The sequence below is a fragment of the Enterococcus sp. AZ177 genome (genome assembly GCF_050544585.1).
Lineage (GTDB): Bacteria > Bacillota > Bacilli > Lactobacillales > Enterococcaceae > Enterococcus_L > Enterococcus_L plantarum.
The window spans coordinates 279,054-292,031 of record NZ_CP172944.1 but is presented as its reverse complement, the minus strand read 5'-3'; the positions used below and the strand labels follow the sequence as shown (position 1 = coordinate 292,031).

Here is a 12,978-nt window from a genome sequence, read left to right as displayed (position 1 = left end):
ACATTCACATCCTGATATATTTTAGTCGATTGGTCCCAATCGGTTGAATGGATAATACCTATATTGGACCACGCCTTCTATTTGTTTTAACTTGATCAATCCTAGCTGTCGGCTATCTGTCGAATTAGACCGGTTGTCTCCTAAAACAAAAAATTGATTTTCCGGAATTGCAGATAGACCGTCTAATTTTGCCGCGGTTTCCCAAGTTACCCGCACTTTTAATGTACCATCTGGCAGCTCTTCACCTGAAAGATACCAATTATTCTGCGGCGTTGGATTGGTATCACTCATTTGGTAGTTCAAATACAGCGTATTGTGGTCCAACCAAATTCGATCACCTGGCATCCCCATTACTCTTTTAACATACGATTCTTCTTTTTCTTCTCTAGGCTGAAATGTAATCAATGAATAGCGATTAGGGCTCTTTCCCTTCGCTATAAATAAGCGGTCATTCGTTTGTAATGTTGGCAGCATCGATTCCCCACTAACCATATGTGTTTTAATTTTTATCAAAAAAAATACCCCGATTATCATAAATGAAATAAACAGTATTTCTTTTAACAACATTCGTGATTTTTTAATGTTGACTCTTTTTTCCCTATTCATTTGATTCTTTTTTGACCGGTTAGTGAAGTGCTTTTGCATATATACTCTTATTTTTGACATTATTTACTTCCTTCTGACCAACTAAGATTAAAATTGTTTGATTTGATGTATAGGAAATACTCTCATCTCTACAATACCTACAATTTCTTTTTCATCAATATAACCATACTCTCTACTATCTGTTGCATAGGGTCGATTATCCCCTAAAATTATGTATTTTCCTTTGGGAATATAGTCTGTCTTTAAATACCAATCAGCTGTATATAAACTGTTACTTTCTTTTGCTCGTTTCACTTCCGCATCTAAATAACGTTCATAAACATCTTTATCATTAATATACAGCTGATCATCTCTGTACGATATTCTTTCACCAGGTAAACCAATGATGCGACGTACAGACGTTTCTTTGCTTTCCGGGTCTTTATAAAGAATCAATTTATGTCGCCTGATTTTCGCTAATTTATTGACAAGAATCCATTCACCGTTATTTAGTGTTGGCACCATTGAATAGCCCTCAACTTTAACCATTGAGAATGTAAAAAAAGATAGAGCATACAAAACTATTCCTAATAAAACGAAACTGACACCCACCTCGACTAAAGTTCGCTTCATGCGATCATGCCAATGTCTCCTTCGTAGATTCGTTTTTTTCTTAGGAATACGTTTAGTATTTTTTTTATTGGTATTCTGTTTAGTCGGCCGTCTTTTTTGATCACGGTGTATTTGTTTCTTCAATACTCGTTTTTTTCCATCCATTTTTGGAGGATGGGAGGACTGGACAGCCGACTTCAGTTTCTTAGCTTTATTTTTTGAATGTTTAGGAGCTGAGTGCTGCTTATTTGTTTGTTCTACACTCACGTAAAAAACTCCTTTTGTGCATGTTATTTTTTTTGTCTCAGGGCTGATTCATTTACACTGAATTGTTTAAAAATCTTCTTTTGCGTTTGTTTGATGCGTTTTAGGTCTTCAAGATACCCTGTAATTCTTTCCGGCTCACTTAATTGTTCTGAACTTAATGAATAGATATTCACACCATACTCTCGTATCTGTACATAATAGCGGTTCATCATTTGTTGACCTTTTTGGGATAGACCATTTTCAGGAAGTGTACCTCCATATGAAACCAATAATGAAGATAGCTCCAGTAATTTTTCTCTTGTTTTATCCACATCTGCTCCGTTTTGTAAACTCGTTAGACTTTTTTCCACTTCATCTGTAATGAAATAACTTTGAACAATGATGTTACCATCAGCAGATGATAGATTTGTCAATTGGTAATAGCGAGCATAGACAGCACCACTAGCAAATGACGCTGAGATAATTAGTAACGTTATGCTTCGTTTTATATAACTATTTTTTTTATTTTTCAGTTTACGCCGCGTGCGTACCCAACGTTTTTTTTTTTTCTTATTTTTTGGTCTCTTTTTCCCTAACTCTGTATACTGTTTCATTAACCCAAAAATTAAAATGAAAAAAAATACACCTATAACGAGACAAAGAAGGGCAGTAGACAATCCCCCTACAAATAGCCAATCTAAAACGGTCATATTCGGTCTACTCCTTAAGTGTTATTTTTACTGCTTTTTTCTCTTCTTTTTCTTTTTAGAAATCTTCTTCTTTTTCGAAATCGTTCGTACTGCTAAATAAATAATTAACAATATTGCTAGAACTGCTCCAACAATCATCGAAATTAATTTCCAATTAATTCCTCGCTCTTGAATCAGCGAAACATCTTGCGCATTGTATTTATCGGCATCTTCTTTTGTGACGGTAAAGTCTTCATTCCATTCCCATTTTTGGTCACCTGAAGTAATCAAGACATGACCTGTATAATCCCCAGCTACAAGTAATTCTCCATTTAAACTCACTGGGAAATCCATGATTGAATTTGGAGCCATACGGAAGTTTTCTTTTTTAGAATCATATAGTGCGTCATCTGAACCCTTTTTAAAAATTTGGACATCTACTGTCATACCTTCTACATAAACAGCTTTAATATTCGAAAAGTTAACCATAAAGGCGTTTCGATAGTTTATTAATCCAGCAGATATTTTATTAAATGACAACTCTGGTTTCATCGTGACGTCTGATTCACTTAATAACATCCCAATAAGAAACGCATATTTATTTACTACACCTTTTACTTTTTCATTCTTTTTCTTTTCTGCTTCTGTTTCGGCTCTTTGTAAATAGATTCCTCCAGCAACATATCCTTCAAATCTTTCAGCTGGCATCTCAATTTCCACGGCAACCTTTTCTGTTGCATTTGGAGCAAGTTTTACAGTTTTTGGTACTTTAACAATATCTTTAATATTATGTTTCAGTGATGGGTCATTTTCGATTTTTGTAGGACCATACTCAATGACTCCATTACTATTCGTTTTTGCAGTGTTTATAGACAGGTCCACAGCAAGCTCTTTATTCGTTATATTCGTTATTTCAACTTCTACTGCTTGCTTTTGTCCAGGGGTCATCCGCAAATCAAAATACCCCGCACTGCCTACCTGATTTTCTGGTTTAAGAATCTTGTAACTGTAGCCAATCCCACCAGAGGACTCCTCTGCTAGTACTGTTTGTGGTGCAATAAGCAAAAAAAAGATTATGTATAATAATAGAAAAAAAATACTTCGTTCAAAATAATATTTCATAATGTCTCCTTCTATTCCTAGCTTTAGAAAAATAAGGTACCAACCCACAGTATGCGGGCTGGTAGACCTCTATTTTAAATTACAATGTCATTAACTGACCCAATATAGATATATTGGAATTATTTAGTTTCAGCCATAACCCAAGTAACTACGCCTTTGTAATCACCTTGGAAGATAGATTTTTCTTTACCGATTGTTAATTGAACAGATTGTGTTGATGCGAATTCACCAGTTGCATTCAATTTACCAAAGTGGATATATGATTGACCTTGGCCTTTTTCATTCATAGTATCTTCTGGTTTAGCCTTTTTATTGTCTACAAAAACTGTTGCTGCTCCTTGTGTTACTTTAGCCTCTCCCTTTACAGAGTCACCTGATAGAGCAATTTCTTTAGCAACATTCGTTTTCACACCAATATTTTTGTAAAGTAATGTTGCTCCAGTAAGATCTTGCTTAACTTCATTAGCACCATCTTTTACCATTGTTGTTAATGGAGTTGTGATTTCAGCTGTTAATGTATAACTGTGATCTAATGTACTACGAACGTCTTTAATTGCAACGTTATTTGCCATTACACCATTTGGTTCTTCATAGTTTTTAGCCCAGAATACACGGTCATTTCCGTCAGTAACAATTGCTTGTTTACCAAAGCTTAGAGGTGTTACGTCTTGAATACCGAAGATTACAGGACGAAGTGGTCTAGTAATCGTACCAGAGATGATATCTGAATCGCTATTACCATCGGAATCTGTCAAGTCTGGTCTAGACGTGTCAGTATTGTCATCACTATTTGCAGTGAATTGGATATCCATATCGCCAGCAAATTGCTTGTCCGCTTCTGCATCCGCTTTTGTGATTCCTGGTACTGCTACTGCTACTCCTACAGCTGCTAATAATACAGCGCCGCATAATTTGTGTGTTAATTTCATTTGTGTTTCCTCCTAGTATTTTGTAATTTATTTATGGTAGCTCGGATATGATCCAAGTTAACACCGTTGAATAGGTTCCAGCTTTTATTTCTTCAGCCTCTGGAATAGCTAACTTTACAGCACTATTGCTATAAATATTTTTTTTAAGTTTTTGATCAATCACTGGTTTCCCTTGATCGTCTAGTTTTGGAGCCAACGTGGCTTTTTGCCCACTTGAATTTTCGCCAGAAGCACCGAATACAATGCTCCAAGTTCCTCCACCTTTTCCAAACTCTGCTTTAGCCAAGTCATAGGTTTCTCCAATGTTATTCAAGTGAATAACTTCTTTTGAAACATCTGGTGCTTGTGCAGCATTAGTTTTAGAATTAGTCCAAGAATTATCGAAAGATAAAATGGCTCCTTTTAGCGTATTGTTTTCAGCGCTTTTAAATTGCTCTTCTTGACGTATTTGTAACGCCCAGCCAGTTGGATTTGGTCGATAATCAGAGACTTGAATAAATTGGCCTCTAGAAGTCGTACTTCCTTTGAATTGTTGCGCATTTACTGGAAAAATGACCTTTTTATTTACGACTTTCCCCTTACCAAAATCTAGTTGCGGTACAAAATCTATTCTCAAAGGACCTTGTGTTCCATTGGCTATTCCTGGATCAACTGCTTCATCTGGATTTTCAGGATCTTTGACTCCAGATTTTACGTCCTTACGTCCAGAGAACTCCACATTGACATCCCCATCTACACTTTCAGCTAAAACAGTCGAAGGCGTAAGTGTTCCTAGAAAAAAAGAGAAAAATAGTAACGTTAATGTTTTCTTTTTTATCTGCATCATCTTACTCCTCTCCTTTTTGCGCTGCGCTTTTTTTGCGTTTCCACAAATAGCTGACAAAAATGACAATTAGCAAGGCAATACCACTAATAGACAAACTAGTTTTCACTAAATCACCTGTCGAAGGCAGTCGCCCTATTGGCTTTTTCACCTTAGGAGAATCTACCTTAGATGAAGTTGTTGTCTGCATCGTTTCGTCTTTTTCAATGATGATTTCTCCATTTGTTTGGACATTCTCAGCCTGCACAATCGTAGGAATCCCCCAGAAAAAGACACTTATGACAACTAAGGAAAAGATAACCATACTATAACTATTTCGTTTCATCTTTATCATCCTTCCTTATCATCATGGTGTCTCACCAAGCTCAAACAGAATTTCACCATGGTACTTCCCTAAAGCATGGACTGCACCAGGGGCAATTTCTAGCTTAAGTCCGTCACCTGCAGCACTCCAATCCTTGCTAACATCGTATTCTCCAGGATTTAGCTTTTGAACAACTGTTAATGCCTGGTTACTTAAAATTGTCTCAGTTTCACCCGATTTGTAGCGAATTGCATTTCTAAGTGTGGTTTTCCCATCCTCATTTAACAATTCTTCTGTCAGTTTCACTTTTAGTGACCAGCCTGGAGATTTAGCTCTGGTATCTGAAACAATAAGCGGCATACCTATGATAGTTGGATCATCTACTCGTAGTTTTTTGAAAGAAGCAATATTCAGTCCAAAATCAAAGATTTCCGGTGAAGAAACATACGTTAATCGACCTTTAAATTTAAACTCTGCTATCGTTGTATCCGATTTAAATTCAACAACACCAGGAGCTGGTAAAATTTGCTCATATTTTTTCTTCAACTTCTCAATTACATCTTGTACTGATTTTTCTTTTGATAAATCGATTGTCGTACCAATTTCTTGTGTAAACGTTAGCTCATCCGCAATCTGCGGTGTATCAGCACTCTCGTCAATAAATTTCACAATGACTTGTGACTCCAGTGTGACCAGTGTTTCTGCTGGCGTTTTTGTCGAAACGTCTATGGTACCATCTGCAAGATAACCTGCTTTAAAATTAGCTGTTTGCGAGATTACATCATTTGCTGTTGCAGTTGAAGCCACTTTCGCATCGAATTCGATCGTTGACTCATGATTAAAAGCAATTCCATCTGTTGGTGAGGTTGCTGTGATTTTACGAGTTGCTTCATCATACGTGATTGAATCATTAGGAATCTCTACATTCTCTTTTGATTTCCAAGTAAAGTTGGTTGGATTTTCCAACTTCGAATCTAGTACCTCTGTAATTTTTAGTGAATTGTAGTTTCTCGATGAACGATATTTAAATACGTGTTCATCGGGTGATGTTGTATCAAAGGTAACAGGATAACTTTCTTGTCCATCACTTATCACATACCCTGGAATTACTTTCGCTTTGACTGAATAATTTGGTATATACTTATCTCTTCCTAGATAGGTTACATCATCTGAAATGGGTTGATCATTTTCATCCACATATCGGACTTTCTTTTGTACAAGCATATCAAGAGTCGCTTTAAAGCCACTTATTTTAATCACAATATCGTCATCACTAACTGTGCCTTTTGCATTAGAAGTGACTGTTGCTGCAATACCATCGAACCCTTCAACAGCTGGTATCTCACTAAAATCATAGCTTGATCCCTTTTTCATCGTATAGGTACTGTCTGTTCTGATTTTTTGTCCCAAATCATCCCAGTATTCAACAGATATTGTTCTTGTGTCTAAGTCCTTAGGTGTTTCTTGTACAGACCCAATGTTCAATTTATAATGTAGGGTTTCGCCTGGTTGTGCTTTGGCTTTATCTACTGATTTTTCAAGCGTTACATTCGGCGTCACTTTTTCATACACATAATCGACATTCTTTTCTGTATTTGTAAAATTATCCGTTCCATCCACTTCTTTAGGAGACTTTAAATTATAGCCTTCAATAGTAGGTGCACTGTAGGTAACAGACTCCCCTAAAAATCCTAATTTAGTTTGTGATGCTTGTAAGCTTTTGCCTAAATCGTCTTTGTAATTTATAGTGATTTTCTTCAAATTGATATGTCCAAAAGCAATATTTGAATCTAACTCTATTAAATTACCCGAATCAACTCCACCAGCATTGGCATATTTCAACTTCATCTGGAAAGGAATCGTCAATTGCCCCGTTGCGTTATTCTGATACTTCTTATACGCATCATTCGTTTTATTAAGCGTTGTTTTAATATCAATACGTAACTGATCTGTTTTATTAACTAAAGTATCCGTGTATGCAGGGAGTGCCACCAATGTAAATTTTTGCGGATTTTTTGGATCTAAGGCTGAGATAAAATTGGTAGTGATATTCTTGTTATCTTTGTCATAAACCTGAATATCTGATTTGATAAAGCTCATACTGTCATCTACAGTCCCCTCAAATGCAAGGCTTGTCAACTTCCCTATTGATGCTCGATATGGTATTGGTTGAATCAGTGATGATGTAATCACTTCATCCTCTAAATTACCATCGACATCTGACACAAGACTGGGTGTTTCTAACTCAAACATGGCTTCTGGCACCTCTAACTGCGACAGATTGATTGCTGTACCGCCAGTGTAGTACTGAATATCAAGAGAATCCACATTGCTATATCCTATGGTAAAAAAACGTGTAAAGTCGTCGTCTGCCACATTTGAATCTTCTGGTGAAATCATCGTTATCTGCTCAGAAGTGAAATTGGCTGTGTCCGTTAAAATTCCGTTATCATTTCTCGCTGAGATATAGTCAAACTTCCCACTACCCGTTGGCGTTACTTTCATCCATTCGGTATAATCGATATCATTAAAAGTCACATGTCCTGAATCCATTTTGACTGGCTCTCCAGTCTCGTGATCAATAAAACTCATCCTAAAGATAGGCTCCGTATTCTTTGAACTTGCTACAGCAAACGCTAGATGGACTGTCCCCATCCCCGCTGTTAGAGTCTTGTTCGTTCCAACCGTCACTGTTTCAGTTGTAGATTTCACAGGCCCGATATCTGCATATTCTAATTTAAGATCAATCCAACGACCGTTTTTGATTCCCATATGAGTGCCGAGTAAATAGTACCCAACGTCAGTTTGCTTAAGAGAATCATACGGTGGCCAAGATCCGGGCTTTATAAGTTCTTCGGCTCTTCCAGGTCTTTTTCTATACAAATCTGTTAAAGCAGTGATTTTCGGCTGAAAAGAGTACTTATTGGGAAAACTTTCTGCTACACCAGGAATCATAGATTTATACAAATCTGGTCGTGTCGGTCCAAAAATAGCCAGTGGCGCACTTGGTTTTGCTCCCCAGGCACCCCTCAACTCAGGTTTTAAAGGAGAATTTTTTTCTGTCTTTTTCTCAGAATCACTTGTTGATACCGACGTTTCCTTCGTCGGAATTTCTTTTGCTTTGATACTGTTATTACTTGCAAGGAAACCCCAACTTACCAACATTATTGAAGCTGCAACTGTGCTCCATAATACTTTTTTCTTCATTTCCTTTTCCTCCTTTCTTAAAAATTTAGTCTCTTCATTGGTACGTTTTCTCCCCCAATGAGCTACTTTTTATTTATTTCAACTTTCAAATTATATTTAATTTAAAAGAAGAAAGCTCAAATTAAATTTATACTTTATATTTACAAAACAATTTAATAAACAAACAATCAACAAATATTATGATATATTATTTAACTCATCTTTTCTTTCAACATCGTCAGAGGAAGAAGAACTATTTGAAACGAAATCCCTTATTTACTGCTAGATAATCTTATTTTTGAAAACTCTCTTCCTATATAACTATTACCGATTTAAAAACAAGACACTCTGTCTAAATACTCAACATATAGCCTTTCGAACGGACTGTTTTTATATATTCAGGTTTTTTAATATTTTTTTCAACTTTACTTCTTAAATGATACACAACGTTCGCTACACGATATTGTTTGTTTTCTAATAAATCGTCATTCCAAATTTTTTGGTAAATGGTTTCATAGCTAACCGCTGTATTTGGTGTTTTTAAAAGAACTTCTATTATTTTATATTCAAGTTTCGTTAAAACAACTTCTTTTCCTCCATCTATAAAAACACTAATGTTACTAGGATTTAATTCGAATATATCTTTCTTGCCAAAAGATGTTTTTGTAGAAGAGCTTTCTACTTTCTTTTGACCCATTCGAGATAGCGCATTATCCATGATCAATTCGATTTCTTTCACTTCTTTATGGGCGCCAAATACTGCATCTGCCCCTAACTGTAAATAAACAAGCTTCCCTACTGAATTTTCTGTTGCAGTAGCAATCCAGATATAGCAGTCTGATTTCTTTTTGATTTTAAAAATCAAATCACAAATAGTGCTTAAATCTGACGTTTCTTCTTCTCGCATAAATACCGCATGTACTTTATCGATCTCTTCAATATTCTCGTCTAGATCAACTACATTATATTTTTTTCTTAATGCGTCATAATCAATCATGTTCTCTGCTGGTTCGTTTGGATAAAGTATTCCTATGTTATACATCTTAGTATTCTCTCCTATTCAACGTTAGATAGACATTATTTATATTTCATTTTCGTATCTATTTTATATTCATTATGATAAATCATTTTGATTTATATTGTTTTCAACATATTCAGAGGGGTCGGAGCTAATTGAAATTTCATCTGAAAATCATTCAAAATAGACGTTACAAGCTTCCTAAAAGAGTTTATGTTATTATACGTATGTATTTACGCAATACATGAATCGTTAAAGGAGCTGTTAGGCTATGGAATCGCTCTTCATGAAGAAAAATGAAGCCCTTCGCTTTGAGTTATTAAAACAACTTCTCTATGCCCAAAACGGAGCAACTACTCAGGAAATGATGAAAAAATTTACTATTTCTAGCAAAACTTTTTATCGATATAAACAAAAACTTACAGATGATCTCAATAGTGTATTCACTCAGAAACAAGTGAAAATACGCAAGAGAAAACTCGTTTATACTGTTGAGTTAGCAGATTCGCTAACTTTCAGTTATGTGATTGATTCAATGAGACTCTACTATATTAAGAATTCCCAAAAATTTTCGATTTTAGCAGCTCTTTTAAAAAGACATTATGTATCCGTTGAAGCACTCGCACAGGATCTAAATCTAAGCCCTTCCCATGTCTATTCGAATTTGAAAAGTTTAAAAACGATGTTAGCGCCTTTTCAATTAAAAATTTCTTTTTCAGCTACGCTTTATCAAACGAATATCATTGGGGAAGAAAAAAATATTCGTGTGCTAGGTTTTATTCTGTTTTGGATCGTTTTTAAAGGAGTGGAATGGCCATTTGAAAAAACACCAAGTACTTTCCAGACCCTTCCAATAGTTGTACATGATGATAGATTGTCATTCTCACAAAAAAATAGAGTCCGATACTTTCAAAATGTTACTTTCTGGCGTGTCCTTTATAGAAAGGAAAGCTTATCTCTTTCTGACGAATTTATGGACTATCTTAATTTTTTCGAACAAACCGCTCCAACACAGTTGTTTTTAGAATTGAAACAAGTCGATTTAGAGTCCATCGATAAACAAAGTGAAGCCTATTTCTTTGGGTTTTTATCACGGTTTCTTGTCGCAAATATTGATTCGGATGAAGAAAAACAGAGTATTGCACAACATTTTATTAACTCTGAACTTCCACTCGCTCTCTTGACCACAAAAATCTTAAATAAATTATTAGCATCGTACAATATAAGACTCACAAGCGATAATTATCTAAAAAATTATTATTTATTAATCATAAATTTATTATATATTCGCTATATTGGTGTCGATTTTAGACGTTTTCTAGTAAATGACTCCAGTGAGTCGAAAGCAAAATGGTTTTCTCCAAACGAAGCTTCTTATCGATTATTCGTAACAGATTCCTTAGTCTCTGAGCCCCTATTAAAAAAATATATGAAGCCAGGTTTTATCTCTTTGATGGCTAAATTTTTTCATTCTATTTTGAAAAATGCTGAAAAAGAAGCTAAATTACTGATTTTTATTCAACATTCGCCTAATAATTTTATTTATGACTTTGTTAAGAATAACTTATTGATTATTTTTGGCGACTCGACATTAGGTTTTACGTTTGATTCTGATAAAGCGGACATCATTATTTCTGACTCCTTTGAATCGGAACGAACAAATGCAAAAACATTCCATTTTGAGTATTCTCATGATCCTGACACTTGGAATGCTTTGATTTTATTTATAAGTGGTAAAATTTATTCACTTCATAATCCACAATTCAAGTACTAGTGACCCACTCATTTTTTACTACTAGTGTTCTTTCGTAGTAAAGCATTAAAATCTTTTCTTCTATTTCTTCTAGCAACAGAGAAAAATCAAAGCTGTTTGAAAAAGATGAAATAAAGATTACTTTCGCTTCTGGCTCCGATTTTTTTAGCTGAACATCCGTCACAATAATATCCGGGGACGCGCTTTTATTTTCTACAAATTCAACTTTGTCGCTAAAAATCAAATTAATTTTTTGACGTATAATCGGCTCTACGAATATTTTAGAGTTTCGAATCAAGATTTTCACTTTCGGAAAGTCCATTTGTAGGAATTTCGTTAAAAGTGTATAGACTACTAAATAGACATAATCTATCAATGTTTCTTGATTGATAGATTTTTTGATTGATTCAAAAAACAGGCCATATTCTGTCTCTTCAATCAATTCATGCATAAGTTTTTTTATGCTTAACTGAATTTTTTGTTCAGCTGTGTCCGCATAATAAAAACTTTTTTCATCGTAAATGTAATAGAACATTCTTGGATCAACAAAGCTAGTCTCAAATAACAAGTGCATCATATCTATTTCTTTTCTTATCTCCCAATAAATCGATGAATTCGTCACTCCTTGAAAAAAAGTAGCCATTATTTTATTCGTTAATAGATTACTGTACTTCGTAAACTGAAAATTCGTTTCATTGAAATATTTAGGATATTCTTCAATTTCAAATGCTTCTTCATGTGATAATCGTTCTTTATACATTAAAAATAATACTGAACTCGTCTCATCCCATGACTGTTGTTCCGTTCTCTTCTTATGTAAGTGAAAGTAGTCAAATAATAACTTTGTATAAAAACCCTCCTGAAATTGTTCCGATAACTTCGATAGAATACTTTTCTCTATATATTTTTTATGCCCAAAACGAACATTACAAATATAAAGCAATAAGCATAATTTCCCTTTTTTAATACTATCGATCTTGTCCCACTCTTTTATATTGCTACTTAGGTAATCATTTATCTCTACATAGCTATCTGTATCGAATGCCCAGCTGTTTAAAGCATTTGAAAAAAATAGAAAAAAGAAATTACGGATTCTTAATTCATCGCCTTCTATCTCATTTGTTCGCGTTAAACTTAATTCACATCGACTCAATATTTTCTTAAGTCTTCTTCTATGACGAGAGAATGTCGCCGGGCTTATAAATTCTATATCACAAAAAGTGATGGCGTCGATCCTATTCATCAAAAAAAGATGTTTGATCATTTTATACAAAATAGAATGTTTTAAATGTTTGTTACTAATACTCACTATATCTAAATTATTTGCATATACACCTTGCATTGTTTGATTAGTGTAATATACTTCAAATTGCTCTTTCGAAACATCTAATTCTTGTTCAAACTGCTTAATAATCATTGAAACGGTCTTCTTTGAAAGTTTGGTTGCTTTACCAATCTCCGATAAGCTCACTTCCTTTCTTTGATTATCTACATAACTTAAAACACTTATACGTCTATCATAAACATCGTCCAAAAAAATACGCACATTTATTCACCTTCTTTTTATGGTTTTCATTTCTTTTTCCAACATTTTCGACATCTTTATTATCATAACTGTTTCTTATTTTTCGTTTTTTCCTTTTCTTCCACTTGTTAAGAAGTTTTTGAAATAACATTAGTTAATAATATAATATTTTTATTTTTTTATTTA

General features: G+C 34.5%; 11 protein-coding genes. 1 reads left to right on the top strand and 10 read right to left on the bottom strand.

Annotated elements, in window-relative coordinates:
• Positions 1-21: 21 nt before the first annotated feature.
• The 9 genes from lepB (IGJ34_RS01370) to IGJ34_RS01330 form a co-directional block, all read right to left on the bottom strand.
• The gene (gene lepB / locus IGJ34_RS01370; RefSeq protein WP_258379324.1) at positions 22-567 is read right to left on the bottom strand and encodes a signal peptidase I; all 546 of its coding nucleotides are present in this window, start codon (positions 565-567) and stop codon (positions 22-24) included.
• A 126-nt stretch (positions 568-693) separates the two neighbouring features.
• Positions 694-1,464, bottom strand: coding sequence for a signal peptidase I (gene lepB / locus IGJ34_RS01365; protein ID WP_430597946.1), 771 nt, complete (start codon positions 1,462-1,464; stop codon positions 694-696).
• Positions 1,465-1,487: 23 nt separating this feature from the next.
• Positions 1,488-2,153 (bottom strand): YccF domain-containing protein, encoded by a 666-nt coding sequence (locus tag IGJ34_RS01360; protein WP_430597945.1) that lies wholly within the window; start codon positions 2,151-2,153, stop codon positions 1,488-1,490.
• 27 nt (positions 2,154-2,180) lie between these two features.
• Positions 2,181-3,254, bottom strand: coding sequence for a DUF916 and DUF3324 domain-containing protein (locus IGJ34_RS01355; protein WP_430597944.1), 1,074 nt, complete (start codon positions 3,252-3,254; stop codon positions 2,181-2,183).
• A gap of 119 nt (positions 3,255-3,373) precedes the next feature.
• On the bottom strand, positions 3,374-4,183 hold the full coding sequence (locus IGJ34_RS01350) for a WxL domain-containing protein (RefSeq protein ID WP_430597943.1): 810 nt from the start codon (positions 4,181-4,183) through the stop codon (positions 3,374-3,376).
• A gap of 31 nt (positions 4,184-4,214) precedes the next feature.
• A complete protein-coding gene (locus tag IGJ34_RS01345) occupies positions 4,215-5,009 on the bottom strand; it encodes a WxL domain-containing protein (protein ID WP_430597942.1) in 795 nt (264 codons plus the stop codon).
• 1 nt (position 5,010) lies between these two features.
• Positions 5,011-5,331: an LPXTG cell wall anchor domain-containing protein gene (locus IGJ34_RS01340; protein ID WP_181429493.1), complete on the bottom strand. Its 321-nt coding sequence runs from the start codon at positions 5,329-5,331 to the stop codon at positions 5,011-5,013.
• 21 nt (positions 5,332-5,352) lie between these two features.
• On the bottom strand, positions 5,353-8,517 hold the full coding sequence (locus IGJ34_RS01335) for a MucBP domain-containing protein (RefSeq protein ID WP_430597941.1): 3,165 nt from the start codon (positions 8,515-8,517) through the stop codon (positions 5,353-5,355).
• Positions 8,518-8,848: 331 nt separating this feature from the next.
• Positions 8,849-9,538, bottom strand: coding sequence for a winged helix-turn-helix domain-containing protein (locus IGJ34_RS01330; RefSeq protein ID WP_111248082.1), 690 nt, complete (start codon positions 9,536-9,538; stop codon positions 8,849-8,851).
• A 262-nt stretch (positions 9,539-9,800) separates the two neighbouring features.
• Between IGJ34_RS01330 and IGJ34_RS01325 the strand changes: the two genes are divergently transcribed.
• Positions 9,801-11,288, top strand: coding sequence for a helix-turn-helix domain-containing protein (locus IGJ34_RS01325; protein WP_111248094.1), 1,488 nt, complete (start codon positions 9,801-9,803; stop codon positions 11,286-11,288).
• Here IGJ34_RS01325 and IGJ34_RS01320 read toward each other — a convergent pair.
• Positions 11,278-12,813, bottom strand: a complete 1,536-nt coding sequence (locus IGJ34_RS01320; RefSeq protein ID WP_430597940.1) for a helix-turn-helix domain-containing protein — start codon at positions 12,811-12,813, stop codon at positions 11,278-11,280. The genes IGJ34_RS01325 and IGJ34_RS01320 overlap by 11 nt on opposite strands.
• Positions 12,814-12,978 lie beyond the last annotated feature (165 nt).

What these genes read in the sequence shown, in the direction of transcription:
- IGJ34_RS01360 (WP_430597945.1), bottom strand. Translation starts at nt 2,153, where the DNA reads ATGACCGTTTTAGATTGGCTATTTGTAGGGGGATTGTCTACTGCCCTT.
- lepB (WP_258379324.1), bottom strand. Translation starts at nt 567, where the DNA reads ATGTTGTTAAAAGAAATACTGTTTATTTCATTTATGATAATCGGGGTA.
- IGJ34_RS01345 (WP_430597942.1), bottom strand. Translation starts at nt 5,009, where the DNA reads ATGATGCAGATAAAAAAGAAAACATTAACGTTACTATTTTTCTCTTTT.
- IGJ34_RS01325 (WP_111248094.1), top strand. Translation starts at nt 9,801, where the DNA reads ATGAAGAAAAATGAAGCCCTTCGCTTTGAGTTATTAAAACAACTTCTC.
- IGJ34_RS01335 (WP_430597941.1), bottom strand. Translation starts at nt 8,517, where the DNA reads ATGAAGAAAAAAGTATTATGGAGCACAGTTGCAGCTTCAATAATGTTG.
- IGJ34_RS01355 (WP_430597944.1), bottom strand. Translation starts at nt 3,254, where the DNA reads ATGAAATATTATTTTGAACGAAGTATTTTTTTTCTATTATTATACATA.
- IGJ34_RS01340 (WP_181429493.1), bottom strand. Translation starts at nt 5,331, where the DNA reads ATGAAACGAAATAGTTATAGTATGGTTATCTTTTCCTTAGTTGTCATA.
- IGJ34_RS01350 (WP_430597943.1), bottom strand. Translation starts at nt 4,183, where the DNA reads ATGAAATTAACACACAAATTATGCGGCGCTGTATTATTAGCAGCTGTA.
- IGJ34_RS01330 (WP_111248082.1), bottom strand. Translation starts at nt 9,538, where the DNA reads ATGTATAACATAGGAATACTTTATCCAAACGAACCAGCAGAGAACATG.